Origin of the sequence: Rhodanobacter aciditrophus (assembly GCF_050026795.1) — a bacterium.
Lineage (GTDB): Bacteria > Pseudomonadota > Gammaproteobacteria > Xanthomonadales > Rhodanobacteraceae > Rhodanobacter_A.
Genome location: NZ_JALBWP010000009.1, coordinates 308569 through 333250 on the forward strand (window position 1 = coordinate 308569; position 24682 = coordinate 333250).

Annotated in this window: 26 protein-coding genes; 9 read left to right on the top strand and 17 right to left on the bottom strand. The window is 66.6% G+C overall.

Annotated elements, in window-relative coordinates:
• Positions 1 to 160 precede the first annotated feature (160 nt).
• From ACQGNW_RS04520 to ACQGNW_RS04535, 4 genes are all read right to left on the bottom strand, one after another.
• Positions 161 to 493 carry a tetratricopeptide repeat protein gene (locus tag ACQGNW_RS04520; RefSeq protein WP_426661921.1) on the bottom strand — a complete coding sequence of 111 codons (333 nt, stop codon included), beginning with the start codon at positions 491 to 493 and terminating at the stop codon, positions 161 to 163.
• Positions 490 to 2217 (bottom strand): ArnT family glycosyltransferase, encoded by a 1728-nt coding sequence (locus ACQGNW_RS04525; protein ID WP_426661922.1) that lies wholly within the window; start codon positions 2215 to 2217, stop codon positions 490 to 492. The genes ACQGNW_RS04520 and ACQGNW_RS04525 overlap by 4 nt, the downstream gene beginning before the upstream one ends.
• Positions 2218 to 2284: 67 nt before the next feature.
• Positions 2285 to 3322, bottom strand: a complete 1038-nt coding sequence (locus tag ACQGNW_RS04530; RefSeq protein WP_426661923.1) for a CDP-glycerol glycerophosphotransferase family protein — start codon at positions 3320 to 3322, stop codon at positions 2285 to 2287.
• A 115-nt stretch (positions 3323 to 3437) separates the two neighbouring features.
• Positions 3438 to 4253, bottom strand: a complete 816-nt coding sequence (locus ACQGNW_RS04535) for a glycosyltransferase family 2 protein (RefSeq protein ID WP_426661924.1) — start codon at positions 4251 to 4253, stop codon at positions 3438 to 3440.
• Positions 4254 to 4487: 234 nt separating this feature from the next.
• Here ACQGNW_RS04535 and ACQGNW_RS04540 point away from each other — a divergent pair, with 234 nt between their 5' ends.
• Genes ACQGNW_RS04540 through ACQGNW_RS04555 form a run of 4 tightly spaced genes read left to right on the top strand, consistent with a single transcriptional unit; the run spans position 4488 to position 8494 of the window.
• Positions 4488 to 5759 (top strand): O-antigen ligase family protein, encoded by a 1272-nt coding sequence (locus tag ACQGNW_RS04540; protein WP_426661925.1) that lies wholly within the window; start codon positions 4488 to 4490, stop codon positions 5757 to 5759.
• A 27-nt stretch (positions 5760 to 5786) separates the two neighbouring features.
• Positions 5787 to 6725: a UDP-glucuronic acid decarboxylase family protein gene (locus tag ACQGNW_RS04545; RefSeq protein ID WP_426661926.1), complete on the top strand. Its 939-nt coding sequence runs from the start codon at positions 5787 to 5789 to the stop codon at positions 6723 to 6725.
• Position 6726: 1 nt separating this feature from the next.
• A complete protein-coding gene (locus ACQGNW_RS04550; protein WP_426661927.1) occupies positions 6727 to 7641 on the top strand; it encodes a glycosyltransferase family 2 protein in 915 nt (304 codons plus the stop codon).
• A gap of 7 nt (positions 7642 to 7648) precedes the next feature.
• The gene (locus tag ACQGNW_RS04555; protein WP_426661928.1) at positions 7649 to 8494 is read left to right on the top strand and encodes a glycosyltransferase family 2 protein; all 846 of its coding nucleotides are present in this window, start codon (positions 7649 to 7651) and stop codon (positions 8492 to 8494) included.
• Here ACQGNW_RS04555 and ACQGNW_RS04560 read toward each other — a convergent pair whose 3' ends face one another.
• Together ACQGNW_RS04560 and ACQGNW_RS04565 are read right to left on the bottom strand one after the other, a co-directional pair.
• Positions 8495 to 9460, bottom strand: coding sequence for a glycosyltransferase (locus ACQGNW_RS04560; RefSeq protein ID WP_426661929.1), 966 nt, complete (start codon positions 9458 to 9460; stop codon positions 8495 to 8497).
• Positions 9457 to 11217 (bottom strand): ArnT family glycosyltransferase, encoded by a 1761-nt coding sequence (locus tag ACQGNW_RS04565; RefSeq protein WP_426661930.1) that lies wholly within the window; start codon positions 11215 to 11217, stop codon positions 9457 to 9459. The genes ACQGNW_RS04560 and ACQGNW_RS04565 overlap by 4 nt, the downstream gene beginning before the upstream one ends.
• Positions 11218 to 11499: 282 nt before the next feature.
• Here ACQGNW_RS04565 and ACQGNW_RS04570 point away from each other — a divergent pair, with 282 nt between their 5' ends.
• The 5 genes from ACQGNW_RS04570 to ACQGNW_RS04590 all read left to right on the top strand — a co-directional run bounded on the left by ACQGNW_RS04570 (position 11500) and on the right by ACQGNW_RS04590 (position 14634).
• Entirely contained in the window at positions 11500 to 12405 is a 906-nt protein-coding gene (locus ACQGNW_RS04570; protein ID WP_426661931.1) for a site-specific integrase, read from the top strand.
• 320 nt (positions 12406 to 12725) lie between these two features.
• Positions 12726 to 12956: a hypothetical protein gene (locus ACQGNW_RS04575; protein ID WP_426661932.1), complete on the top strand. Its 231-nt coding sequence runs from the start codon at positions 12726 to 12728 to the stop codon at positions 12954 to 12956.
• Between the two features lie 91 nt (positions 12957 to 13047).
• Positions 13048 to 13647, top strand: coding sequence for a hypothetical protein (locus ACQGNW_RS04580; RefSeq protein ID WP_426661933.1), 600 nt, complete (start codon positions 13048 to 13050; stop codon positions 13645 to 13647).
• A gap of 101 nt (positions 13648 to 13748) precedes the next feature.
• Positions 13749 to 14318, top strand: coding sequence for a DUF4386 domain-containing protein (locus tag ACQGNW_RS04585; protein WP_426661934.1), 570 nt, complete (start codon positions 13749 to 13751; stop codon positions 14316 to 14318).
• A 64-nt stretch (positions 14319 to 14382) separates the two neighbouring features.
• Positions 14383 to 14634 carry a hypothetical protein gene (locus ACQGNW_RS04590; protein WP_426661935.1) on the top strand — a complete coding sequence of 84 codons (252 nt, stop codon included), beginning with the start codon at positions 14383 to 14385 and terminating at the stop codon, positions 14632 to 14634.
• 741 nt (positions 14635 to 15375) lie between these two features.
• Here the strand turns inward: ACQGNW_RS04590 and ACQGNW_RS04595 are convergent.
• The 11 genes from ACQGNW_RS04595 to ACQGNW_RS04645 all read right to left on the bottom strand — a co-directional run bounded on the left by ACQGNW_RS04595 (position 15376) and on the right by ACQGNW_RS04645 (position 24635).
• Positions 15376 to 17055 (bottom strand): hypothetical protein, encoded by a 1680-nt coding sequence (locus tag ACQGNW_RS04595; RefSeq protein WP_426661936.1) that lies wholly within the window; start codon positions 17053 to 17055, stop codon positions 15376 to 15378.
• Positions 17056 to 17070: 15 nt separating this feature from the next.
• Positions 17071 to 17544 (bottom strand): hypothetical protein, encoded by a 474-nt coding sequence (locus ACQGNW_RS04600; RefSeq protein WP_426661937.1) that lies wholly within the window; start codon positions 17542 to 17544, stop codon positions 17071 to 17073.
• The gene (locus tag ACQGNW_RS04605; RefSeq protein ID WP_426661938.1) at positions 17541 to 18050 is read right to left on the bottom strand and encodes an outer membrane lipoprotein; all 510 of its coding nucleotides are present in this window, start codon (positions 18048 to 18050) and stop codon (positions 17541 to 17543) included. Before ACQGNW_RS04605 ends, ACQGNW_RS04600 begins: the two co-directional genes overlap by 4 nt.
• Before the next feature lie 71 nt (positions 18051 to 18121).
• Positions 18122 to 18445 carry a hypothetical protein gene (locus ACQGNW_RS04610; protein WP_426661939.1) on the bottom strand — a complete coding sequence of 108 codons (324 nt, stop codon included), beginning with the start codon at positions 18443 to 18445 and terminating at the stop codon, positions 18122 to 18124.
• Between the two features lie 88 nt (positions 18446 to 18533).
• Positions 18534 to 18977, bottom strand: a complete 444-nt coding sequence (locus tag ACQGNW_RS04615) for a hypothetical protein (protein ID WP_426661940.1) — start codon at positions 18975 to 18977, stop codon at positions 18534 to 18536.
• Between the two features lie 270 nt (positions 18978 to 19247).
• Positions 19248 to 19664 (bottom strand): hypothetical protein, encoded by a 417-nt coding sequence (locus tag ACQGNW_RS04620; protein ID WP_426661941.1) that lies wholly within the window; start codon positions 19662 to 19664, stop codon positions 19248 to 19250.
• Between the two features lie 67 nt (positions 19665 to 19731).
• Complete coding sequence (locus ACQGNW_RS04625) at positions 19732 to 19914, bottom strand: hypothetical protein (protein WP_426661942.1); 183 nt, start codon at positions 19912 to 19914, stop codon at positions 19732 to 19734.
• Positions 19915 to 19924: 10 nt separating this feature from the next.
• Complete coding sequence (locus ACQGNW_RS04630; protein WP_426661943.1) at positions 19925 to 20506, bottom strand: hypothetical protein; 582 nt, start codon at positions 20504 to 20506, stop codon at positions 19925 to 19927.
• A gap of 45 nt (positions 20507 to 20551) precedes the next feature.
• Positions 20552 to 22387 carry a type IV secretion system DNA-binding domain-containing protein gene (locus tag ACQGNW_RS04635; protein WP_426661944.1) on the bottom strand — a complete coding sequence of 612 codons (1836 nt, stop codon included), beginning with the start codon at positions 22385 to 22387 and terminating at the stop codon, positions 20552 to 20554.
• A gap of 5 nt (positions 22388 to 22392) precedes the next feature.
• The gene (locus tag ACQGNW_RS04640; protein ID WP_426661945.1) at positions 22393 to 23751 is read right to left on the bottom strand and encodes an AAA family ATPase; all 1359 of its coding nucleotides are present in this window, start codon (positions 23749 to 23751) and stop codon (positions 22393 to 22395) included.
• Positions 23748 to 24635: a hypothetical protein gene (locus ACQGNW_RS04645; protein WP_426661946.1), complete on the bottom strand. Its 888-nt coding sequence runs from the start codon at positions 24633 to 24635 to the stop codon at positions 23748 to 23750. Before ACQGNW_RS04645 ends, ACQGNW_RS04640 begins: the two co-directional genes overlap by 4 nt.
• Positions 24636 to 24682: the final 47 nt, after the last annotated feature.

Below are 24682 nucleotides of genomic sequence, written 5' to 3' on the forward strand. Positions count from 1 at the left end.
CCGGAGACCAAGCGGTCTCATTCACCGGCCGGTGGCCGAGCCACGTCCCCTTCTGCCTGTCCCGCGCCTGCAGGAGTGGCGCCCTGGCTTCGGTTCGTCTCGGGCGCGCGCCGGGAACGCGTTGCTTTGTCCGGCCCCGCCACACGCCGTCGCGCGGGGATCAGCCGCGGTCTGTGCGCTCCAGCCGCCGCAGGAACACCGTCATCTCCTTCTCCGCCTGCTTGTCGCCGCGCTCCAGTGCCACGGCGATGCCCTGCCGCCAGGCTTCGGCGGCGCCCGCGCGGTCGTCCGCGGCAAGGCAGGCCTTGCCCAGCAGTTTCCAGGCTGCCGAGTAGCGTGGGTCGAAGCGCAGCGCGTGGCGCAGTTCGTCGGCGGCCGCCGCGGCATCGCCCGCATCCAGCAGTGCATTGCCCAGCGCATAGCGCAGCAGGGCGCCGTCGCGCGGACCGCCGCACTGGCTGCGCAGGCTGGCGATCAGCGTGTCCTTGCTCACCGCTGCGGGCGCGCGCGCGCGCCGTCGGCGGTGTAGACCTGCGGCGGCTGGACCGGCTCGGGCGGCGTGGTGCCGCTGCGCAGGTCGGCAATCGTGGCCGCAGGCCAGACCACCAGCCACGTCGAGCGGAACGGCTGTACCAGCAGTGCGTAGCGCAAGGCCTGCGGATCGACCTTCGAGGGATGTTCCACCACCAGGCCGTCGGGATGCGCCGTGGCGAACGCGGCCAGCTGCGCGTCGCTGCGCAGCTCCGCGATCGGGCGGAGCAACCGCCCCTGGAAATGGAACTGGCCTTCGTAGTTGCCCAGGTAGCCGACCTCGTGGCCGGCCTGTTGTGCCGCGCCCAGCAGCAGCGAAGTCGGGCGCAGGTCGTAGTGCGGCCACAGGGTGAGGGTGAACAGGGCGTTGAGCGCCAGCGTGGCGACCAGTCCCGCCACCGCCAGCCGGCGCAGCTCGCCGCGCCCGCGCAGCAGCAGCAGCAGGCCCAGGAGCAGGAACACCACGGCGAAGTAGCGGCTGTACGGCGCGCAGGCGTCGGGCCATTCGCCGTGCAGGTGGTTGCCGGCCACCAGGTTGGGCAGCACGAACAGCAGCGTGGCGAAGGCGAGGCTGCCCACGCCCAGCGGCCAGGTGCCCAGCCAGGCGGTGCCGGCGAGTTTCGGCCGGCGTTCGCGCAGCGTGGCAATCGCCGCGCACAGCAGCAGCATCGTGCCGGCGAGTTCCGGCAGCAGGTAGTAGAGCTGCTTGCCGCGGACGAGCGAGAACACGAGGAAGGTCGGCACCACCCAGGTGAGCGCGAAGCGCAGGCCAGGCTCCAGCGGCCTGCGCAGCGCGGCCAGGGCCACCCAGGCGCGCGGCCAGCCGATGAACGGGAACAGCAGCGCCGGCAGCATCAGCACGTACCACAGCACCGGGCGGGCGTGGCTCTGCAGCGGTTCGGCGGTCTGCACGCCGTGGATCACGCGCGCCGCGGTCTGGCTGAAGAACAGGCGATGCATGTACGCCTCGCCGCCCGCGAAGCCCGCTGGCAGCGCCCAGGCCAGCAGCATCGCCAGGCCCAGCAGCACGGCCAGCGCGCCGCGGCCGTACCAGCGCGCGCGATGACCGCGCGCGAAGTCACTCCACAGCGGGCCGAGCAACCAGGGGAACGCCACGTGCAGCAGCATCACCGGTCCCTTGGTGAGCAGGCCGAAGCCGATGCACAGGCCGAACCCCCACCAGCGCGGCTCGTCGCGGCGCGAGGTGGGCGCCAGGCACAGCAGCGCGCCCAGCGCCCACGCCGCCAGCAGCACGTCGTACATGATCTGCAGGCCGAACAGGAACGCGTAGGACAGCGCCAGCAGGGTCCACGGCGCGGCCTTGGCCATCCACGGGCGGGCGGGGAACAGGCGCCGCGCCAGCATCGAGACCAGCACCAGTTCGACACCGCCGAAGCCCACCTCAAGCACGCGCGGCCACACGTCGCTGACGCCGAACACGAACCAGCCGGCATGGATCAGCCAGAACAGCAGCGGCGCCTTTTCGCTGTAGGGCTCGCCGTTGATGTGGGGCACCAGCCAGTGGTGCTGGTTCCACATCTCCCATGCCACCGCCAGCGTGCGCGTGGAGTACAGCGGCATCGGGCCGTGCGCGAAGATCGCCAGCAGCGCCGCCGCCGCCCACAGCGGCAGCCAGGGCCAGAGCGAGCGCAGGTGTTCGGAGCGACTGTAGGAGTTCAGGGTCACGGGAAGGCTCGACGCGGGTGGCGCGGGGATTCTAGCCGCTGCCGGCGTCGCGGACCCGCATGCGCGCTCAGCGGGGCCAGCGCGCGGGCCCCCAGTAGCCGATGCGGCGGCGGATCTTCAGCTTGCGCCACAGGTTCCACGGCTTGGCGCGGCGGTTCCTGCCGCCGCGGGCGACGAAGGTGTCGATGGCGTCCAGCACCCGTTCGCTGGAGCGGCCGTCGCGGTAGGGGTGGATGGCGTCGGCGTACGCGCGGATGGCCTGCATCAGCTCGGGCGGGCGGCTCAGCGCGCGTTCGATCGCCGGCTCGAAATCCTTGGCGTCGTGGATGTCGATCAGCTGCGGGCCGGGGCGGCGGTTGTCGAAGGTCACCACCGGCTTGCCGGTGAGCAGGAACTCGTTGAGCGCGGAGCTGGTGTCCGAGCACATCATGTCCACCTGGCCGAACAGCTCCAGGATGTTGTCGTTCTCGGCGAACGTGAGGTGCTCGTTCTGCAGCGCCTTGAACTTCGCCACCGTCTCCGGGTTCATCTTCGGGTGGAAGCTGACGATCCAGCGCCAGCGGCCGTCGCGCGACAGACGCTTCACTTCCTCGTACAGCTTTTCTGCCGCGCTCCACGAGGGCGAGAAGGTGGAGTGGTAGAGGATCACCGGCGGCGTGCGCACCGGTGGGATGGCGCCGCCCAGCTCGCGCATGAACGGGTCGATCTTCGGGAAGCCCGTCTCGATCACGCTGAAGTGGCCGAGCTGGTCGGCCAGCGCCTGGAACTGCGCGGTGTCGCGCGGGCCGGTGGTGCAGTACAGGTCGAAGAAGCCGCGCACGTAGATGTGCCGCGGCTTGCCCGCGTCGAAGCCGTGGAAGGTTTCCACCTTCACGCCGGGAAAGAAGTGCGGCACCGCGTTGGACGAGGTGATCACCGCCAGCGGCTTCCACGTGCGCACTTCGGCCACCGAGAGCAGGCGCTCGTCGGCGTGCAGGTCCTCGGCGCCCGGGCCGTCGAAGAACCACGCCGCCTCGTCGCCGCGCGCGCGGATCGCCGCCTGGATCGGCCGCAGGATGGCCAGCGCGTAGCGCTCGGAACCGTAGAGGAGGTAGTGCTTGGGCATGGGGGGTGTTCGAGGAGAGAAGGGCCTAGCTTACTTTTCCCCCTCCCCCCTTTGGGGAGAGGAAGCAAACGTGCCATGCGGATTCGCCAGCCTGAGCTTGGTGGTCACGTACAGGTCAACGCTCGATGTGGTGCTTGTTCAAAGCGTCGGCCGCCTCCGCGACCGACGCGGGGTTGTTCACCATCTCGTAGTAGCGCATGCGCTTGTACAGCGCGTAGCTGGCTGCGGTCTGGGCGATCAGGAAGCCGCGCCAGCCGTCGAGGCAGGCCAGCCGGAACACGTAGTCCTTGAGGAAGGCCAGCAGGTACACGAACGGCGCCTGCCACATCCGCTCGGGCTTGCCCTTGTCCAGCCAGTCGCGGCACTTCAGTTCCGAGTAGCGCAGCACCTTGAGCTGCTTGTGCACCAGCGTGGGGTTGTTGGCGTGCTCGAACGGCGCCCTGAACACCGGCGCGCGGCCGTCCAGGCGCAGCGACTCGTGCACGCGCGCGTCGGTCCAGCGCCCGCGGCCGCGGTGGTAGATGCGCGCCAGCTTCTCGCCCACGCTGGGCCGGTACCAGTGCAGCGGCCGGCCCATGTAGATGGTGCGCCGGCGCAGGACGGCGCCCGCCGCGGCGCTGGCCATCAGCGCGGGCAATTCGCGTTCCAGCTCGGCGGCGAGTTCCGGCGACAGCCATTCGTCGGCGTCCAGCACCAGGATCCAGTCGTGGCTGCACTGCGTGGTGGCGAAGTTGCGCTGCGGACCAAAGCCCAGCCAGTCCTGCCGCACCACGCGCGCGCCGTGCGCCTGCGCCACCCCCACGGTGTCGTCGTCGCTGCCGGAATCCACCACCAGCTTCTCCGCCGCGAACGGCACGCTGTCCAGGCAGCGCGCGATCGTCGCGGCCTCGTTGCGGGCGATGACGGCGAGGGTGAGGGGCAGGGTGGGCATGGCGGCATTCTAGCGGCCCGCCCGCCTTTCCCTCGACGTGACGCGGCGCCCTGACGTTCCGTCACGTCAACGCCTGCCCGGTGGGCTGCGTTTCAGGTGGTCGCGGGCATGATGGCGCTGTCATCACGCCGCGACGCGCATTTGCCCCGGATTGACCCCGCCGGACGCGGCATGTGGTTATGCTGCGCGTTTGGCAAGGGAATGCGGTGGCGATTGGCCACATCCGAAGGCTCCATGGGTCACGAGAAACACAACATTCCATTGATGCAGGGCGCGTCGACCGTGTCCCGGCCGGTCGCCGGGATGGATGCGGATGCCGAGCCGCCGTTCATTCGCCGTCGTGCGTTCTGGCAGGCCGTGCTGGGCATCGGCCTGGTGTGGATGATGCTCGGCCTGGTCGCCATGCCGTCGGGCGTGTCGTTCAATCCGGGCAGGCTGTACCAGGGCAGCCTGATCGCGCTGTTGTACCTGCCGGCCTGGTGCCTTGCGCTTACCCGGCGGGCCGGAACCTGGAAGGAGCTGCTGCCGTTGCCGGCGTTCAGGATCTTCCTGCTGCTGCTCGGCTGGGCTGCGCTGTCCCTGCTGTGGGCGCAAGCGCGGCATCTCGGTGACGAGTTCGGCCGCCTGTTGAGCGTGCTGGCCTTCGTGCTGGCCTGGCCGGTCTGGCTGGGCGACGACGAACGGCGCGGCCATCGCCTGCTGCTGCTGGCCGGCCTGGGCATCGCCCTGTTCGCCGGCTTCTACTGCGTGCACTACCTGCGGCAGCCGCCGGCGGGGGGACGCATCGCGGGCGAAGGCGTGATCGCGACCGCGAATTACGCCGCGGCGGTGATGGGCGCGGCCTGCCTCTGGCTGGTGCTGCTGCCGGTAGCTGGCCACGGCGGCCGGGCGTGGCGCTGCCTGGCGTTGTTCGTGCTGCTGACCTTCATCGCACTGACCGGCTCGCGCAGCGTATGGCTGGCGCTGGCCCTGTGCGCGGTGGCGGCGCCGTTGTGGTGTGACGGCCGCGCCGCCCGCTGGCTGGCCGGCGTGGCGCTGGCCGCGATGCTGGCCTGCAGCATCTGGCCGCTGCAGGCACTGCTGGAACGTGGCGCGTCACTGCGGCCGCAACTGTTCGTGCAGTCCCTGCACCTGATCGCGCAGCATCCGTGGCTGGGCCTGGGCCAGAACGCGCCGTTCAAGCTGACCGTGGCCGGGGCGGATTACACGCACAGCCACAACGTGCTGACCCAGACCCTGATCGAGCTGGGCGTGCCCGGTCTGCTGCTGCTGCTCGCGCTGTGGCTGACGACGGCGTGGCTGGGCTGGCGACATCGCCAGTCGCCGACGGGACGCCTGGTGCTGGCGTTGTGGCTGTACGCCAGCGTGGTGTTGCAGTTCGACATGCCGCAGCTGCTGGACAGCCCGCGTCCCGGCTGGCTGCTGGTGTGGCTGCCGCTGGCGCTGGCGCTGTGGCTGGAAGTCGACGCGCGCCGCCGTGCGGCGGGCGCGGCTCGCTTACACTAGCCGCCTCGCGTTGCGGAACGACGACTGATGCGCAAGGTACTGGTGACCGGCGGCGCCGGCTTCCTCGGCTCGCACCTGTGCGACCGCCTGCTGGCCGACGGCCACGACGTGCTGTGCGTGGACAACTTCTTCACCGGCAGCAAGCGCAACGTGGCGCATCTGCTGGACCACCCGTACTTCGAGCTGATGCGCCACGACGTCACCTTCCCGCTGTACGTGGAGGTGGAGCGCATCTTCAACCTGGCCTGCCCGGCCTCGCCGGTGCACTACCAGCACGACCCGGTGCAGACCACCAAGACCTCGGTGCACGGCGCGATCAACATGCTGGGCCTGGCCAAGCGCGTGAAGGCGCGCATCCTGCAGGCCTCCACCAGCGAGGTGTACGGCGACCCCGAGGTGCACCCGCAGCGCGAGGAGTACTGGGGCCGGGTCAACCCGATCGGCTTCCGCTCCTGCTACGACGAGGGCAAGCGCTGCGCCGAGACGCTGTTCTTCGACTACCACCGCCAGCACGACCTGGACATCAAGGTGGTGCGCATCTTCAACACCTACGGCCCGCGCATGCATCCGAACGACGGCCGCGTGGTGAGCAACTTCATCGTGCAGGCGCTGAAGGGCGAGGACATCACCATCTACGGCGACGGCAGCCAGACGCGCAGCTTCTGCTACGTCGACGACCTGATCGAGGCCTTCGTGCGCATGATGGAATCGCCGCACGGCTTCACCGGCCCGGTGAACATCGGCAACCCTGGCGAGTTCACCATGCTGGCGCTGGCGGAGAAGGTGCTGGCGCTGGCGGGCGGCAAGTCGAAGCTGGTGTTCCGCCCGCTGCCTGCCGACGACCCGCGCCAGCGCCAGCCCGACATCGCGCTGGCACAGGCGCAGCTCGGCTGGCAGCCGAAGGTGGCGCTGGAGGACGGCCTGAAGGAAACCATCGCCTACTTCCGCCGGCTGCTGGAGGCCTGAGGTGGACGCCGCGCCCGCGTTCTCGGTCGTCGTCACCAACTACAACTACCGCGACTTCGTGGCCGAGGCGGTGGACGGCGCGCTGGCGCAGGGCCACGCGCCGCTGGAAGTGATCGTGGTGGACGACGGTTCCACCGACGGTTCGCCCGACTACCTGCGCGAACGCTATGGCCACGACGCACGGGTGAAGCTGCTCTGCGGCGAGAACGGCGGCCAGCTCGCCGCGTTCCAGCGCGGCCTCGCCGCCGCCCGCGGCGAGGTGGTGTGTTTCCTCGACGCCGACGACCGCTGGGGGCCGGACTACCTGCGCCAGCTTGCCGAGGTGTTCGCCGCGCGCAGGGACGTCGACTTCGTGTTCTCTGACGTGCGCCTGGTCGGCAACGAGTCGGGCACGCTGGGCTACGCGAAGGAAGCGATGGACCTCGGCTGCACCGTGCTCGGTACCTGGGTATACGCGCGCTGGTACGGCGCGCCCACCTCGGCGCTGGCGCTGCGCCGCGGGCTGGCTGCACGCGTGCTGGACCTGCCGTCGGAGTTCGCCACGAACTGGCGCATCAGCGCCGACAACTGCCTGGTGTTCGGCGCCAGCATCCTCGGCGCACGCAAGTACTACCTGCCCACCGGCAACGTGGACTACCGCATCCACGGCCGCAACGGCTGGTGGCACGAGCAGGCGCGCATGCGCGAGTTCGCGCCACAGTTTCGCTCGCGCTGCCTGATCAACTTCTACGCGCAGCGCATGCACCTCGATGCGCATGCGCTCGACCTGGCGCGCGCCGAATTCAAGACCCGCGAGCGCCCCGACTGGGCCGAGGCGCGCCGCTACGCCGGCATCGCGCTGCGCGGGCCCTCGCCGTGGTGGAAACGCATCGAGCGCGCGTTGTCCATCCTCCGCCGCGGCCTGCGCGGAAGCTGAGCCCGCCATGCAGGTCAGCGTCGTCGTGCTCACCTACAACTGGCCGGAGGCGCTCGGGCGCGTGCTGGCCAGCCTCGCCGCGCAGACACGCCTGCCCGACGAAGTGATCGTGGCCGACGACGGTTCGGGCGCGGAGACGCGCGAACTCGTCGAACGCATGGCGCGCGACTTCCCGGTGCCGCTGCGCCACGTGTGGCAGGAGGACCGCGGCTTCCGTGCCGCGCGCGCGCGCAACCGCGGCATCGCCGCCAGCCGCGGCGACTACGTGATCCTGCTCGACGGCGACATGCTGCTGCATCCGCGGTTCGTGGCCGATCACCTGATGCTCGCCGAGCGCGGTTTCTTCCTGCAGGGCGGACGCATCAAGGCCACGCGCGAGGAGACGGCCCGCCTGCTGGCGGGCGCGCGGCCGGTGTTCGCGCCGTGGGCGCGCGCGGACTTCCACGAATTCGACGGCACCAGGCGCCTGTACGCGTTCCGCCAGCCGCGGCTGGCGCGCTGGAAGTCCCGTTCGAAGCACGGTGGCCGGGTGATGAGCTGCAACATGAGCTTCTGGCGCGACGACCTGCTGCGCGTGAACGGCTTCGACGAGCGCATGGAAGGCTACGGCGCGGAGGATCGCGAACTGGTGGCGCGACTGGAGAACGCCGGCCTGCGCCGCCGCGCGCTCAAGTGGGCCGCGCTGGCGGTGCACCTGTGGCACGACTCGCGCGCCCAGCCCGACGTGGACGACCTCAGCCTGCCGAACAACCGCCTGTTCCACGCCACCCGCACCGAAGGCATCGTGCGCTGCGGGCGCGGCATCGACGGCCACCTCGCCGAATTCGCGGAGCCCGGGCGTTCGGACGACTAGCTAGACAGCGTCGAGTGCAGCACGCAGGCGGGCGGGAAACGCGGCGCGCTCGGCCTCGTACCAGGCGCGGGCGGCTCCACCCAGCATGCCGGCTTCGTCTTCGGGCATCGCCACGCAGCGTTCGATCGCGCGCGCCATGTCCTCGGCGCGGAAGCCGTACAGCGTGGCCAGGTCCTGCGTGCCGGTGGCCTGCGCCGGCACCGGCACGCCGCGTTCGGCGGTCACCAGCTCGTTCATCGGCTCGGCGTCCAGTGTCACCACCACGGCGCCGCAGCTCATCGCCTCGACCAGGTAGTGACCGTAGCCTTCCGTCTGCGAGGGGCACAGGTGGAAGCGGTGCTCGTTCTGCAGGCGGCGGTAGGCATCGTCGTCGAGGTGCTCGCGGATCAGCCGCACGTTGGCCGGCAGTGGGTCCAGCGCCACCCGCTTGCGTCGCCATGCCACGGTGAGCATGGGCCATTCCGGATGCGCGGCCCACAGCTGCAGCAGTGCCGCCGTGCCCTTGTTGTTGCTGCGGCCGGGGCCGTGGAAGAACGCGTGCCGGCGCGGCACCGCAGGATCGAGACGGTCCGGGCTGGTGAAGCCGATGTGGCGCACGGGCTTGCCCAGCGCCTCGAACAGTCGCCCGGCATGGCGGGTCTTGGTCCACACCGTGTCGATGCGATCCAGCGCCGCATGATCCTGTGCGCGGAAGTACTCGGGGTTGGGCACCAGCACGTTGTGACGCGCGGCACGGGCGAATTCGGGACGCACCCGTTCCAGCATCAGGTTGATGTCGAATGCGGGTTGGCTCCAGGCCAGCCGCAGGCGTGTCAGCCATTCGGCAAAGCGGCCGCGATGCGGCAGCCCGGTTACCCGCACCGATGCGCCAGCCTCGTTCAGGGCAGCGGCGAGCAGGACCATGTCGCGGCTCAGACCCGCGCTGTTGTCGCGTGCCAGCAGCTGGATGCGCGGTGCCGTCGTCACCGCCCCGCGTCCGGGTCGCCGTCCGGCAATTCATCCACCTTGGCACCGGGCAGGCAGCCCGGCACCACCGCGCCGGCCTTGAACATCCACCAGTCGCGCTGGTTGGCGTGGCCGAGGTAGATCGCGTTGGCGCGGTCCACGCAGTCGTCCATCGCCGGCTGCTGCACGAACAGCCAGCGCGTGGCCGGCGCCTCGGCCTGCCACTGCACCGCGCGGGCGAACTGCAGGTGGTAGGGCTGCTTGAAGCCGAAGTCGACGGCGGGGCGATCGAGCATCAGCAGGTTCTGCTCGGTCCACGCCACCAGGCCGAGCTGGTCGCCCGGGGCGAGATGGCCGCGCACCTCGGCCATCAGGGCGGAGGCGGAGCTGGAGGGATTGAGCAGAGGCACTGCCCAGCAGCCCCACGCCAGCCACAGCGCGGCCATGCCACCGCACACCGCCCACACCGCGCGCCGCACGCGCAGCGCGGCGACCAGGGCCAGCTGCGCCGTACCCAGCACCACGCACATCCACCACAGCGCGGCACCGCCATCGGCGAGGTCGTGCTTGGCGGCAAACTGCGCCACCTTGGGTGCATGCGACAGCAGTGCGTAGCCGCCCAGCGCCAGCATCGCTCCGCCCAGCACGGCGATGAACGCGAGACCCGCCACGCGCAGCCAGCGTTTCGGCAGCAGTTCCTCCGCGAACGGCGCGCAGGCCAGCGCCAGCATCGGCAGCGCCGGCAGGATGTACACGTCGCGCTTGCCCGGCGACGCGCTGAAGAACAGCAGCACCAGCACCACCCAGCCCAGCAGCAGCAGCACGCGCGCATCGCGCTGCTTCAGCGCCTGCCGCCAGCGCGGCAGGCAGCCGGGGTAGAGCAGCGACAGCGGCAGCCAGCTGAACAGCAGTATCGGGATGTAGTACCACCACGCGTGGATGTGGTGCCAGGCGTCGGCGTAGCGCTTCGCGGTCTGCTTGAACAGGATGTCGTGGACGTAGGCCGCATAGGCGGGATCGCCGGCGCGCGCATGCGCGGCGAGCAGCATCGGCACCAGCCACAGCGCGATCGCCGCCAGCGCCGCCGCCAGCCCCAGCCACCAGCGCCACCAGGCGCCGCGGCCCGGACGCACCACGCCGTCCCAGCCGCGCCACGCGGCCCAGGCGTAGGGAAGCAGCATCAGCAGCGCCAGAAAACCCACGCCCTTGGTGATCACGCCCAGCCCCGCGCAGAAGCAGCCCAGCCAGTACAGCGGCCAGTGCGTGGTAGCCGCGCCGCCGGCATCGGGCGGGGCGAGCAGGTGCCGCAGCAGGCCCCAGTTCGCCGCGGTGATGAAGAACATCACCAGCGGGTCGATCTGCGCGCGCTGGCTCTGATAGACGAACTGGAACGCCAGCAGCAGGCCGCCCGCGGCGTACAGGCCGGTGCGCCGGTTCCACAGCCGCCGGCCGAGGTCGTAGACCAGCAGCAGCGTGCCCAGCCCCGCCAGCAGCGATGGCAGCATGAACGCCAGCCGCCACCAGCGCACCAGCTCGAAGCTGGCGGCCTCCATCCACATCAGCATCGGCGGCTTGTCCGCGTACAGTTCGCTGCCGCGGTGCGGGAACAGCCAGTCGCCGCTCTCCACCATCTGCTTCGCCACCAGCGTGAAGCGCGGCTCGTCGGAGGGCCATGGGTCGCGCAGGCCGATGCCCGCGCCGAGGATCACCAGCGCGATCAGCAGCAGCAGCCAGAAACGGCGGCGTTCCTGCGGCGTGGCTTGGGAGACAGCGGACATGGGAAGTTTCCTGCGCAGCGCGATGCGAGCGGATCAGCGCTTTTCGAGCACCGCATAGTACAGGCAAAAAGTCATGGCCTTAGAGGCCTTGCGGCACAAGGGCTCCCGCGAGACTAAGAGGCGGCGGGGACATCACGGTGCCAATTTCCGTTTCTGCGCAAGGCCTCCGCATATCACTGCGGGCGACTTGCCCGCTCTACGCAGGAAAGGTCGATGGCATCCTTCACACAGCGCAAGTCGGGTAGGTGGCAAGTCAGGGTGAGGCGAGCCGATGGGCCGCCAATGTCACGCACATTCGCGAGCAAGCAGGACGCGGTGCGTTGGGCGCGCAAAAAGGAAAGCGAGATCGAACGCGGCGTCTGGAGGGACTCATCTGAAGCGGAGCGCACCACGATGGCGCAATGCATTGATCGCTACATACGGGAGTGTCTTCCGCGCCTGTCGGATCCCGAGAACGAACGCTGGCACGTCAACGTGATCCGTCGTGAGCCACTGGCAAAGCTAGCCATGGCCCGAGTGCGTGGAGCGGACGTGGCGATGGTGCGGGATGCGTGGTTGAAGGTGGGGCTCGCTCCAGCAACCGTGGTGCGGCGCCTGATGGTCATCTCGCGCGTTTTCAACGTTGCCCGTACCGACTGGGGAATGGAATCGCTCGCAAACCCAATCAAGGCTGTCACGCTGCCGCGTGTCGACAATGCCCGCGAGCGCCGCGTGAGCGATGATGAGATTGCTGCAATCTGCTCAACCACCCGCTCGCGCGAGCTAGGGGTCTTTGTCCGGCTAGCCGTCGAAACGGCGATGCGACGGGGTGAGCTGGTGGATTTGCGCTGGAAGCATGTCGACCTAGACAAGCAAACGGCGCATCTGCCGAAGACAAAGAACGGCTTTCCGCGCACGGTGCCGTTGTCTTCACGCGCGGTGGACACGCTGCGTACCTTGCCGCGTCGGATAGATGGCCGAGTGTTCGGTCTGCACCGGGGAAGCGTGTCGGAAGCCTTTCAGCGCGCCGCACGTCGTGCCGGCCTTGAAAATCTACGCTTCCACGACTTGCGCCACGAAGCGACGTCACGCCTCGCGGATCGACTGCAGGCACACGAACTGGCTAAGGTAACTGGCCACCGCGATATGCGCATGGTGCTGCGCTACTACCATCCACGTGCAGAAGACTTAGCGAAAAAGCTGGGTTGATCGCGCGCGCGGTCGTATTGCCTGCGAACTGACCATGCGTTGTCGATATAGTTGAAGAAGGCTCGCACAGAACTTGACCGGCATCGCCAACGAGTTGACCAGCGGCTGAGGGGGCGGCCGGGCGTAACCGACCGGCAGCAACCGGCCCAAAGCCGCCGGTCCAAGGCCGCGCCTCTCTGTCCGGTTTTGCGTGCGGTTGTTAGCCGGACGTGGCAGAGCTAAGCTTCAGCAACAACAATGAGTTGCGCAGGGATCTCGTTGCGCCGCCGGGGATGTATAACCGGACAAGCGCGTCCGTATATTCATTAGTTAGGCCTCTGATGAACATCCCACTGGAAGTCACTGGATCGATCGCCAACAGCGACAAGCCTTCGCATAAAGTCAAGGTTTCCAGCGACTCCGCCAACACCGGTAGCTTCCTAATCTACGAATGGTGGGACGGCTCAGATGGCCCAAACGGTAACTTCGCTTTCGACGACTGGGTGCCAAATGAAGCTGCGCTTCAAAGCTACTTCCAAGAGGCAGGCTGGCGAGTACTCTGGCCAGCCTAACACCTCATCCAAGCGGACGCGCGTACCGCGCGCCGCTTGACTCCAGCGTTATGCGCCACGGCGTGCGAGCTGATTGCAAGAGGAGGGTCAAATGCCTGACGAACGTGGGAGTTTGAGGATCATCGGGGAGCGCGGCGGCACCATTAGCGAGATCACGGAATTCCTTTCAGATCTCGAGAAAGCATATGTCGCTATATATACGTTCGATCAAAGTTGGCTGCCCAAGCGCTTATCGCGTCTGCTCCCTCCTGAGATTTGGATAGAGCTGGGTTATCCGCTCTGGGCGACAAGCGACGCAAGACAAGCACCTATGCCCGCCGACGCTGTACCTCCCTACGCGAGGCTTGTCCTCGAACACGTCCGCATCGAGTCTCCTGGCTTCTGGGAGGTTGTCGCTTCATTCAATCCGCTCCAGCAAATTCGGGAGTACCTCAATGACCGGCATCGGCGCAGACAGGACCGCGAATTTCGTGAAGCTGCGGAAAGAGAGCGATTGATGCTTGAGAATGAACTAATCCGAAAACAAATCGCCGAAAAAGACAACGCCATTCTACGAGACCGGATCGCGGTCCTGCGGGATCTCGGCTATAGCGACAAGGAGATCGATCGGCTCATTTGGTCTTCAATTGGTGGTCCGATGGCTCGCCTTGGGCGGCATCAAGACACAGGCCTTATCGGGGGCGCAGAGTGATCTCGAGGGAGTCGCATAACAAATCAAAGCGGACGCGCGTACCGCGCGCCGCTTAACTCAAGCGTTAGCGCTCAAGTCTGGATGCTTCTAGGGAGAGAAAGATGAAGGACGGTACCTCGAGTGAATCACGACGCCTGAAGGCGAGGGTTGCGGGCATCTTTTATGCAGTCACCATCATGACAGGGGCCTATGGCCTCTTTGCTGGCCATTCAAATCCTTGGGGCCACCTCGCGAACCTCGTGGCCGGCGCTGCCTACCTTGCGGTAACCGCTCTTCTGTACGACCTGCTCAGGCCCATCAACAATAGCCTTTCACTACTTGCAGCGTTCTTCAGCGTCGTGGGCGTTGCAAGTGGAGATGACGGCTTCTTTTTCTTTGGGTTCTACTGCCTCTTGGTTGGGTTCCTCATTTATCGGTCGTCTTTTTTTCCGCGAATCATTGGCGCGCTTATGGCCGTCGCCGGTCTAGCGCTGCTAACCAACGCCACAACATCGTTGGTGTCTCCCGAGCTAGCCAATTCGCTATCTCGCATCACTACCGCATTCGATGGCCTCGGTGAAATTTCGCTGACGCTTTGGCTTCTGGTCTTCGGGGTAAATGTCTCACGTTGGCAGGAGCACACCAACGCATCGAGCGCACCGCAAACGTTGCCGTACAACGCAGCGCGCTAACAGGTCGTTCAAGGCGGACGGCTACGCCGCCGCTTAACTCCAGCGTTGGCACAAGGAGGTTGATATGCGCTTCTTCGTTTCTATGGGGCGGGCACTCGTAGGTGCTTTAGTTGCCGTACTTTTGGCCATGCTCCTCTCACATGTGCTTGGTGTTAGCTTTCAACCATGGGTTTCTATTTGCCTCGCAGTTGGTTGTGCTCTGGGTATCGGTCTCAAAACCCAATGGCAGCTATCTCGTGGTGGTGGCGCCGCGCTGGTTGGCGTGCTTGCAGGGGTGGGCATTGTTGTTGGCATGTTGCTGTCGGCGCATGCCTAACTCGTTCAAGGCGGACGCAGTACCGACGCCGCTTAACTCGTTGACCGACCACTCTTGGCCGCAGGCAGCCCTTGCGCCCATGGCCGCGACCGAGGATGCTCCGAAGGGCCGAGTCCGACCCAATGCCGCCGTTCCAACGTGTGGCTTCTCGCTCGGCTTTGCGTTCGGTTGTTAGCCGGACGTGGCAGAGATAAGCTTCGGCAAGAACAATGATTTGTGCAGGGATCTCGTTGCGCCACCCGGGATGTATAACCGAACGAGCGCATCCGTATATTCAATAGTTAGGCCTATGAATTGGAAGGAAGCAACCGACCAAGAACTTGTTCGCTATTTTGAGGGCGAGAACGTCTGGACTAAGGAATGGTGCCGAGTTGAAGGCCCAGACGCCCGGCTTACAGATGCGCATCACGGCATTGAGCTACAGCTACCTATATATGAGGCAACGTTCGGCGGCGAGCTCAAGTGTTTCGCTGCAGGAGAAGCAAGTAATGGTATTCACGTGTTCGCGCTCCCGTCGCCCTAACATCCCGCTCGAGGCGGACGGCTACGCCGCCGATCAACTCCAGCGTTGACTGTCCGCTTTTGGCCGCAGGCAGCCTTTACAGTCCCGGCCGTGACCGAGGGTGTTCCGAATGGCCGAGTCCGACCCATAGCAATGAGATGGGCTCCTCCCCGTCGATAGCGAACACAGAAACGGCACCAAATCGATGCCGTTTCGAGTTTGTAGCACATACCACCAGGTCACCAAGATGCGCCGACGCCCGCTCCGAGCTGGTGCTCTTCGCCGGCGATGGCACCATGTACCGAGAACGAAACGCCGCCTGCGGTGACGTGGCGGTAGCCCACAGCCAGCGCGTTGTGGCCTCCTTGGAAACCGACGCCAGCGGCGACCGAGTTGTCGCCGACGAAATTGGACGCCATCGACGTGGATGCTGCCTGCGTGGCCCCCAGACGATCCAGCCGATTATTGATCTGGGCGAAACGCATGTCGGTGTAGTTCTTGGCCGTCTGTAAAGCCTCGCCTACAGCCTGGTCGACGTAACCGCGCGTCCAATCCTCTGCCTGCGTAAGCGTGCGGACGTCGCCTTGGCCGGCGTAGGCGTTGGCCTGTGCGAGGGTTGAAGCGTCACCGGCAGCGGCGTTGGCATCTGCTTTTGCAAGCGTTGTCGCATCGCCTTGGTCGGCATAGGCCTTGGCCTTCGCGAGGGTGTCGGCATCGTCGCCTGTGCCCGCCGGGCCGGCTGGGCCTTGTGCGCCAGTGTCACCCTTTTCCCCTTGCGGGCCTTGCGGCCCGGCTACGCCCTGCGGCCCCTGTGGGCCGGCGGCCCCGCTGCCGCTGGACGATGCCAGCGTGGTCAGGGAGTTATCGACGGCCGCGAACGCCGAGCCGATGTCGTGGTAGGACGCGCCCTGGATCGTGTACGTAGGAGAAACCAGGTTGCCACTGGCGTCGATGCCGGCACCAATCAAGTTCATGGCGCTGGCGAACTGGGTGATGTTCACCGCATCCGTGCCGGTGATGCCGGGCGCAATGTTGATGAGTCGGCGGGTGAGTGTCGCGCTGCCGAAGGAAACCACGTTCGACACGCCGCTGGTCACCGTCGAACTTGCGCCGATAGCAACGGATGACGCCGTGCCACTGGCCACGCTCGCACCTTCGCCGATGGCGACGCCGTAATCGGCAGCAGATGCCAGATAGCCCAGCGCCGTGCCGTACTGGCCTGTCACCGCGCTGGCACCGATGGCGATGCCGCCGGTGTTGCCGCCGGCGACGGTAGCTTGATAGCCCATCGCCAAGCTGTATTGCGCACTGGCCTTTGCGCCGTAACCAAACGCGCCGCTCTCGTCGCCGGAGGTCGAGAAGCCGCCAAGTGACGTGCTGAACAACGTGGCTGTCGTGCCGTTGCCGATGGCAACGCTGGAATCTCCCGTGACCGTATTCGCGCCCAGCGCAACACCACCCGTCGTGGCATTCGCGCCGTGGCCGATGGCGATGGCGTTACCGTTCGCGGTTTGCGCGCCGTAGCCGAGCGAGACGCTGTAGGTGCTCGAAAGCGTACCTTCGCCCAGCGACACGCTGCCCGTGTTCGCGCCGGAGCCGTTGCCGATGGCAATAGCGCTATCGTTCTGCGCGTTCGCGGTCGGGCCGATGGCAATGGCACCATCCGCGTAGCCCACCGCGCCTGGGCCGATGGCCAGCGCGTTACCGCTCATGGAGTCGGCACCGGCACCGATGGCGATGCCGCCGTTACCTGCGGCCTGTGTCGATCCGGTGTTCGTGCAGGTGTTCGGGGTAATGGTGTTCTGGCAAATGGCGATGAGGCCGCCGGCGTCGGTTTGGGCGGCGGTCTGCGCTTGTGCGCCGGTGGAGAGGATGAGTGCGGCTGCGAGAGCCACGGCGAAGAAGCTGCGTGCGTACATGGTGGATTCCTTGGTTCAGAGAGGGAGCGAAAGCTGCGCGGCAACGAAACCGCTGCGGCGGCCGGGCGCATTGGGGACGACGGAGAGGTCGAGCGACCAGCCACGCGGTGCGACCACGCGCACCAGGCCGGCGCCCATGAGCGGTCGCGAAGTGACCTCGCTACGGCGATAGCCGGTAACGAGGCCTGCCTCGCCGCCAGCGTCGAGGTGCCATGCGCCCAACGGGGTGTGCAGTGGTGTCCACGCGGCCAGCGCGTAAGCGCTAGTGCGGCGGTAGCTGTTGCGATACCAGCCGGTGGACAACGACCACGACGAGCTGAGCCGGGCGGTCACGCCAAGCCCTTCATTGCGTTGGTTGAGCGAGTCGCGCGCCCAGCGCTCGGTGTGAACGCTGGCGAGGTTGAGGTCGAGCGTGAATGCGGTTGCGTGCGCCGATGGCGCCGCGATGGCGGTGGCGAGGCATGCCGCAAGCATCAGCGACCGGCTCACGGCGTAGATCCCAGCGGGATCACGCGAGACGACTCGCCGTAATAGGCGCCGCTGATAAGTTGCACGCGTTCGCCGACAGTGAGCGCGACGTCGGCGGCTTGCGTGAGGCTCACCACATGGCCGTCGTCGAGCTTGACGCTGATTTCAAGGCCGGGCTGCTGGTAGGCGTGTTGCCCAACGAGGTTGCCAGCTACGGCGCCGCCAAGGGCACCGGCTACCGTGGCGATGGTGCGGCCGTCGCCGTCGCCTACCTGATGACCAAGTAGCCCCCCGAGCGCGGCGCCGATGACGGAACCGCCAGCCGTCTGCGTCGGCGTGGCCGCGATGCTCACATGGCGCACGGACAACACCACGCCAAGCCGCACGTTTTGTACCTGCTGCGCCTGCGTGGGCGTGTAGACGTCCGCGCTGTTGTGGTACTGGCCTGAGAGGCCGGGGGGAAGGTTTGCGCATCCGGCCAGGAGCGCACCGGCGATCAGGCCGAAAAGGAGGGAGGTGCTACGCATGGAACTGCTCCGTCAGAAGCGGGCACGTTGCCCGCACATGGATGCAGTTGGCTTGCGCAGTTTTTGACGATTTAGACAGTCGTAGCCAGCCCCGCCGGCGAAGCGTGTCGCAGCATTTCGGTTGTTGAGCAGACGACGGCCTTGATGCCGTCTTCTAGTTTGCTGAGGGCGATGAAGACGCGGATTGATGCTGGTACGCCGGAGAGCGTAACCAGGGCAGTACCGTTGCCTTCGGCGTCGCGGGCTTCGATGGCGCCGAACACGGCACGCAAGGTGCATTTCCAGTGGTGCGTTTCGTCGCCATCGGCCATGAGGTAGTCAAGCACAGCCGAGCTGACGATTAGATTGACGTTGAGGCCGTCCCGGCGCGCGAGGGAAGTGAGGTCGTAAGTCATTGCAGGGGTTTCCTTTCGAGTAGATTTTTCGGCTTTCGCCCTTCGCGCCGCCCGCATCGCGGGCGGCGCGCGTTCTGTTCTGGTCGCCTCAATCAGGCAAAGGAGTTGCTGCAGCACGGGCTTGTAAAATCCGAGTGCGCCGCTCGGCCATTGCTTGCAGCACCTGCGCGCGGGTGTGGGTGCGTTGCGCGGCGCGGGCCTGTCCGTTGAAGCCGACAAACATGACGGTCGTCTTCCCGACGGCCAATCCGATTTCCGCGGGGCCGGTGAACCGGCCGATGTTGCTGATGGGGCGGGCGGCAACCCGGCCGCCCGCGACGTGGGTCACCTGGTAAGAGCACTCGCCACCACCGACAAAGGCCAAAACATCAAGCACGGCGAGCGCAGGCGTCCCGTCCTCTTTCGCCCGCGCGGCAGCTTCGTGAGCCGCACGGGCGGCGGCGCGCTCGTCGGGGACTTCTGCCTGCGAACGGGCACACTGGTGGTGGTGGGCGATTTCTAGCGCAAGAGCTTCGCGGATGCTTGTGGTCATGTTGGCAACCTCACTGGCGGGGATAAGGGCAGCGGCACAGCCGTGTACCTTTTTCTTCCGGCCAACGAAGGGAGGAGCCTGTTGCAAGTGGTACGTGGAATAAATGGGGGATCCGCCCGCGTAGCGGGTGGGGGAACCGTTTATGCCGCGAAAGCCGCTTGCAACGGGCGCCTCCCTTGTTAGGGGTTGCTCTGGCTTGTGGTCTGACAGAAAAACGCCGGCGAGCGAGGCTGGCCGGCGTTGGTGGTAAAGCTTGGCGTGAGTCTCTGGCTAGCTGTTGCCTACTGCCTCGTAGCCGTCAAAAAAGACGTCAGTTACTTCCAGCTCGCGCCACCGTGCGATGGTGTCCTCCATCGGAGGCATCATCGATGCGAAGGTGGCATCAGCCGCTAGCGCCGCGAACTCGTCAAGCTCCATCCACGACGTGAGAAGTCGCTCGCCCTTGTCGGTTTCACATAGGCACTGTAGGTCACGCTCTACTTTGGATGCCCAGCCCGTTTCGACAAGCCAATCCAAAAAGTGGCATTGCCCATCGTGTGGCGGTGAAATTTCGAGAACTTCACCGGCCACCGCTTGAGTTAATTGAGAGGGCAGCCAACTGGGCATGCCATCGGGGGGCTTGTCTGTAGTGGTGTGGGGAGTGAAGGTAACCGCTCGTGTGCGGTCGATGTTAGTCAGGGTCGCCATAGTCAGTTCTCGGTTGGGGCGGGCTCATGCTCGCCTTCGTATGCGGTAATCTTGCGCAGATTCGGCGTTACCAACGGCGCCGGCTGCGCCAGCCGAACAGGCGGCGGGTGATGACGTGGGCGACGGCCATGCCGAGAATGCCCACGACGACGAAGGCGAGGACGCCATGTAGGCCCAAGCCGAGCATGCACGCCGACAGCGCGCGATAAATGAGGCCGTGGATCAGCGAGGATTCGATCAAATGCCACATGGCTGCACCCTCACAGGATCACCAGCGCGCCGACGAATACGCCGGCAAGCGTGACCGCACCAGCAGCGAACGCAAGCACGCGTTCGTGCTCCAAGGGCCAGACGATGGCCTGCCGCGTGACCAGCAGTGCGATGGCGACCGCACCGCAGGCACACGCCACCGCCAGTGGATCGACTGGCGCGCAGACCAACGCCTGCATCAATGCGTACACCGGCACCGCGGCGGCGGCTACGACGGCCCACAAGCGTGCCGTGTCCTTGCCGCTACCGTGGCCGGCGGCCATGACACCGCCGGCACTGGCGATGGCCGCCGCGATGGCGATGCGGGCTGGGCGATCCGTGAGGCCGGCAACGCCGAGCGCCCACGCAGCAATGGGCCACGTGATGAGCGTGGCGCCGAGTCGCACAAACAGGCGCAAGCCGCCACCAACGTTGCCAGCGCCGCTGCGCGCGATAGCCGGTGCGGCCAGTTCGGCGAGTGCGAGGACGATAGCGACCACGCAGGCCGCCGGCACCGGTAACACTTCGCGGAACAACGCCCAGCCGAAAGCAAAAATCAGCGAAGCAAGAAACAGGCGGAGTAGGAAGCGCATGGGTAACTCCTGGTGTTTGGACGGGAGAAGGGAGGCGGATCAGGCTCAATCCCACTCGAAGGGTTCGTCGGCGTCGTCGCTGGCATCGCTGCCGCTCGTTTCATCGGCCGTGGTGGACGTGAGTTGCAGCAGTTCGTCGATGAGCGGGTCGTTGTCGTAGGGAGCGGCTGTTGTGTCCGGCGTGCTTGGCTCTGGCGTGAGCTGCGCCGGCGGTAGCCCGGCGCGCCACGCCTCGCAAGGCACGAATGCCTCTGCGCGCTTCGGTGCGCGTGCGCCGCTATTGGCGAGCAGCTTGCCGATGGTGCCCTCGATGGCGACCACGACCTCAATGTCTGCCGTGCCGTCGTTACGGCGAATCAGGCGCAGCCCGGTGAGGTCGGAAGTGGTAAGCACCGGCACGCGCTCGTAATTCATCTGCTTACCCTGCACCGCGCCACCGGTCGCGGTGTTCGTGATCCGCTTGATTTCGCGATCGCCGACGGTCTTGACGACCTGCTCGGCCGCGGTCGGTGCGGAACGAAGGTAAAACCGTGTGGCTTGCATGGACAGCATGGGGCCGGCCTTCTCCCGGCCAACAGCCGCCTCAAGCTGCTGCGCGTCTTGTAAGCCCAACACTACGCGTACACCACGCGAGCGCCCGACTTCTTCGATGGTCTGGACGCGCTCCAGCGCGCCGCCGCCCAACTGCCGTGCCTCGTCGAGAATCATCCAGAGGCCCGCCTCATCGGCGGAACGCTCGGGCAGGGTCGCCACGATGGTCGCGCTGGCGGTGGCCAGCATGCTCCCCCAAATAGCCTCGCAGGCCTGCGCATACAGGGCGCTGGAATTGAGTATCACCAAGCGAATGTCGGTGTGAGCGGTGCCTGTGAGCCACCCACGCATCGAGAAGCGTTGGGCATCCGGGCGCGCGGCATCCACCGTGCCCAGTTGCAGAAGCATGCGGCAGCGGTTAGCAAGCGTACTGAGCACATTCCGTTCGGTAGGGATAAGTTCGCCTTTACCCGGCGTGAAAAGGCTCGCCATAGCCTTTTTGACATTCGCATCGCCTTCGGCGGCGCGTAGGATCATTGGCACGGGGTCACCAAGCAACGCGTCGGCGAGATGTGCCCAAGTCCAGCGCTTGCCTTCGCGCAGTGCTGACTTGATGAGTCCGCCAAGAATCCAGGCGGCACCCTCGTAGAAGTAGCTGTTCGGGCCAGTATTCGCCGCCACACCACAGACGGCCGCCGCGAACTCGTCCACGAGCGCCGGTGAATCCATGTCGCCTGCACCGTCCCAGATATGCGACCGCTCATCCCACGGGCCAAGCAGCACAGTGTTAGCCGGATCGAAGTGCGTTGTAGCGAAGTCGCCCTTGGGGTCGTGCAGCAGCACGCGGTCGCCACGAGCGAGTACCTGGTCGAGCAGCGGGCGCAGTACCCCCGCGGTTTTGCCGCCACCCGGCAAGCCCAGCACCAGCGCGTGTTCGGTTTCGCGGCTGCGCGAAAACTCCACGCCACCGATGGTCACGCCGCGGACGGTGTGTGCACGTTGCTGCTCTGACATGCGTGGGGACTCGATGGCCCGTAGCGCCCTCACCGCCTGGCTGGGATCAGAGACGTACCGAGTACCGCGCAGGTGCTGCTCTTCCTCCTGCTCGGCAGCAAACCAGCCGCCAACTACGACGCCGCTGAGGCCGCCCAGACTGACCAGTGCGAGAGGTAGACGTGCCCAGCGGTCGGGGGCTTCGGCCAGCAAAGCGACCGGCCAAACAAAGTCGAGCAGCGAAGGCATGGGGATATGGGTGAGCAGGATCAGTGGCGACGACACGGCCAAGGCCGTCCCCAGACCGAGCAGCGCGCCGATGATGACTTCTTCGTATTGCAGCTTGAGATGGCGCATGACGATCACTCCACGCCCGTGACGACGACACGCTCGCCATCCACGGCAACGGCCGCGGAGTGGTAGCCGCGGTCGCGCACATCGAGCAGGCCATCGACGACGGCACCCTCGACGAGGCGGACGACTTCGCGTACGCCGTAACCAGCCACCTGCTCGCGCCGCTGCACGAGGTCGATCAGCAGAGCCGCATCGACGCACTGCAATTCGATCCCTACGTCGGCAGCAAAGGTGAGCAGGTAGAGGCCAACGATTTCGGCGACGGCACTGCGAGGCAGGTCACCGAACGGCAGCACGGCATCCACACGCGCTAGGATTTCCGGCCGGAATCCGGCCGCCTTGAGTTCGTCCTTCACGCGGCCGATGCGCTCCGCCCCGTCCTCCGTGGCGGCAACGACCTGGGCAATGCTGCTGCATGCGGCGTTGCTGGTCATCACGATGACAAAGCCGGTCGCGCTGTAAGTCGTTCCGGTGGCTTGCTCGGTGAGGCGCGCTTCGTCGAGCAAAGCCATCAGGGTCGTGAGCACGTCCGGGTGCGCCTTCTCGATCTCATCCAGAAGGATCACTCCCGTGCGACAGCGGCCAATCTCACGACACAGCCAGCCGCCGGCATCGCTGCCGATGTACCCCGGCGGTGCACCGATGAGGCGCTGTGTGCTTTGTGGCTGCGACAGCTCGGCACAATCGACGCGAATCAGGTTCCGCCGGAACATCACATCGGCGATGGCCTTGGACAATTCGGTCTTGCCGGCGCCCGTGGCGCCGACGAAAAGCAGCGTGGCAACGGGCTTGTTCGGGCGGCGAAGCCGCGCACGACGGAAGATCAGCGATATGGCCGTGTCGACGGCCGCATCCTGTCCGACGACGCGATGACGGATCGCTTCGGTGACCTGAGCGGGGTCGAGACCCGACAGGTCGGCGACTGCGCCACCAGCGGCAGCAGTAGGGTCGCTCCCGGAAAGAAAGGAATCCAGCTGGTCGCGCTGGCCAGCCGGGACAAGTTCAAGGATGGAACGCATGATGTGGCCCTCGATGGTGAGGTAAGCAAGGGAGGCGGCGGTGATCGCGGCGGTGCCCAGCGCGAGCGCGGTGCCGGCTTCGCCGGCACGTGCGTCGGCGAGTGCCCACCAGCCTGCGGAGCCGGTGACGGCGAGCAGCACTGCCAGCCATGCACCACGTGAGCGCAGGAAGTGATGCAGCGGCAATCCGTGCTTGTGCATCGCCCATGCGATGCCCGCGGCGGCGACCGGCAACGCCGGGAGCAGCGCGGGCAACATGGAGAGCAACGCGAGCAAGAGCAGCAGGCCCAAGCCCAGCGCGTAGACTGGGCTGGCCGCATTGGCTCGCTGGAAGAGCTGGGCGATCATGGCGACACCTGCGACGCCATTGACTTGGCCGCCGGTGCGAACGGAACGACAGCGATAGGCATTGAGTCGCTGGGGCCGCGTACGTAGAGGTCGGCGGCAGTAGCTGCATCGGTCGCCTTCTGGATGACCTGCACGGTGACTTGGTGCCACCCCGCTGCCAGCGTGGCCGTGGCCATCGTCGTGGTAGCTTGGCCGCAATCGCCCGAGCAACCGTTGCGCGTTGCGGTGATGGCGGGCGATGCGCCCGAGTCGATGGTTACCGTGGTGCTACGTGTCGGCCCCTGGTTCAGTCGCAGCACAAGGGTGTGTGCGCCGGCATTTGCCACCCGAATCCACGCCGTCCATGTATTGCTCACGAAGCCGTTGCTCGGATCGAGTGCCTGCAGGGCTTTGCCGGGTGCGGTTGACCAACTGGCCGTCGGTGTTTGCTCGGTCACCGTCGCCACGGATGTCCAATCCGTAGGCAAAGCCTCCGTGAAGTTCGCACTCGCTGGGGCAGCCGACAGCATGCGCGTGCTGGTACCACGCACCAGGTTGGCAGGCTCGGCCTGGGCGGGAAGCATCAGGGATGCCGGCGTGACCGTCGTCATGGCGGCGGCAGGGCTGGACGCGGAAGCGGCCGTTGGTGTCGGTGCCGCCATGGCCGGTGCGACCGGCGCCTTGATCGGGGCGATGGGGTGAGCCACCGCCGGGGCGATCACCGGCGCGGGTTGCACAGCCACGCGCGGGGACGGTGCCGGATGTGACAACTTCGTGCCGGCGGGGCCGCTGCCGGGGGCGAACAGCAACAACACGAGCAGCAGCACGATGAAGCCGCCGGCGCCGAAGCGCAGCGGCAGCGGGATAGCGCGCAGGTGGGTTTTGATCTGGTCGATGGTAAACATGGGTAGTCCTCGATGGAATGAGTTCGGGTGGCGCGCTGCTATGCGGC

Bases quoted from the DNA above. Each gene is read 5' to 3' on its own strand.
- ACQGNW_RS04630 (WP_426661943.1), bottom strand. From the start codon at position 20,506: ATGCGCTTCCTACTCCGCCTGTTTCTTGCTTCGCTGATTTTTGCTTTC.
- ACQGNW_RS04555 (WP_426661928.1), top strand. From the start codon at position 7,649: ATGCAGGTCAGCGTCGTCGTGCTCACCTACAACTGGCCGGAGGCGCTC.
- ACQGNW_RS04645 (WP_426661946.1), bottom strand. From the start codon at position 24,635: ATGTTTACCATCGACCAGATCAAAACCCACCTGCGCGCTATCCCGCTG.
- ACQGNW_RS04590 (WP_426661935.1), top strand. From the start codon at position 14,383: ATGCGCTTCTTCGTTTCTATGGGGCGGGCACTCGTAGGTGCTTTAGTT.
- ACQGNW_RS04535 (WP_426661924.1), bottom strand. From the start codon at position 4,253: ATGCCCACCCTGCCCCTCACCCTCGCCGTCATCGCCCGCAACGAGGCC.
- ACQGNW_RS04625 (WP_426661942.1), bottom strand. From the start codon at position 19,914: ATGTGGCATTTGATCGAATCCTCGCTGATCCACGGCCTCATTTATCGC.
- ACQGNW_RS04585 (WP_426661934.1), top strand. From the start codon at position 13,749: ATGAAGGACGGTACCTCGAGTGAATCACGACGCCTGAAGGCGAGGGTT.
- ACQGNW_RS04540 (WP_426661925.1), top strand. From the start codon at position 4,488: ATGGGTCACGAGAAACACAACATTCCATTGATGCAGGGCGCGTCGACC.
- ACQGNW_RS04595 (WP_426661936.1), bottom strand. From the start codon at position 17,055: ATGTACGCACGCAGCTTCTTCGCCGTGGCTCTCGCAGCCGCACTCATC.
- ACQGNW_RS04530 (WP_426661923.1), bottom strand. From the start codon at position 3,322: ATGCCCAAGCACTACCTCCTCTACGGTTCCGAGCGCTACGCGCTGGCC.
- ACQGNW_RS04565 (WP_426661930.1), bottom strand. From the start codon at position 11,217: ATGTCCGCTGTCTCCCAAGCCACGCCGCAGGAACGCCGCCGTTTCTGG.
- ACQGNW_RS04635 (WP_426661944.1), bottom strand. From the start codon at position 22,387: ATGCGCCATCTCAAGCTGCAATACGAAGAAGTCATCATCGGCGCGCTG.
- ACQGNW_RS04640 (WP_426661945.1), bottom strand. From the start codon at position 23,751: ATGATCGCCCAGCTCTTCCAGCGAGCCAATGCGGCCAGCCCAGTCTAC.
- ACQGNW_RS04610 (WP_426661939.1), bottom strand. From the start codon at position 18,445: ATGACTTACGACCTCACTTCCCTCGCGCGCCGGGACGGCCTCAACGTC.
- ACQGNW_RS04615 (WP_426661940.1), bottom strand. From the start codon at position 18,977: ATGACCACAAGCATCCGCGAAGCTCTTGCGCTAGAAATCGCCCACCAC.
- ACQGNW_RS04545 (WP_426661926.1), top strand. From the start codon at position 5,787: ATGCGCAAGGTACTGGTGACCGGCGGCGCCGGCTTCCTCGGCTCGCAC.
- ACQGNW_RS04620 (WP_426661941.1), bottom strand. From the start codon at position 19,664: ATGGCGACCCTGACTAACATCGACCGCACACGAGCGGTTACCTTCACT.
- ACQGNW_RS04580 (WP_426661933.1), top strand. From the start codon at position 13,048: ATGCCTGACGAACGTGGGAGTTTGAGGATCATCGGGGAGCGCGGCGGC.
- ACQGNW_RS04575 (WP_426661932.1), top strand. From the start codon at position 12,726: ATGAACATCCCACTGGAAGTCACTGGATCGATCGCCAACAGCGACAAG.
- ACQGNW_RS04605 (WP_426661938.1), bottom strand. From the start codon at position 18,050: ATGCGTAGCACCTCCCTCCTTTTCGGCCTGATCGCCGGTGCGCTCCTG.
- ACQGNW_RS04570 (WP_426661931.1), top strand. From the start codon at position 11,500: ATGTCACGCACATTCGCGAGCAAGCAGGACGCGGTGCGTTGGGCGCGC.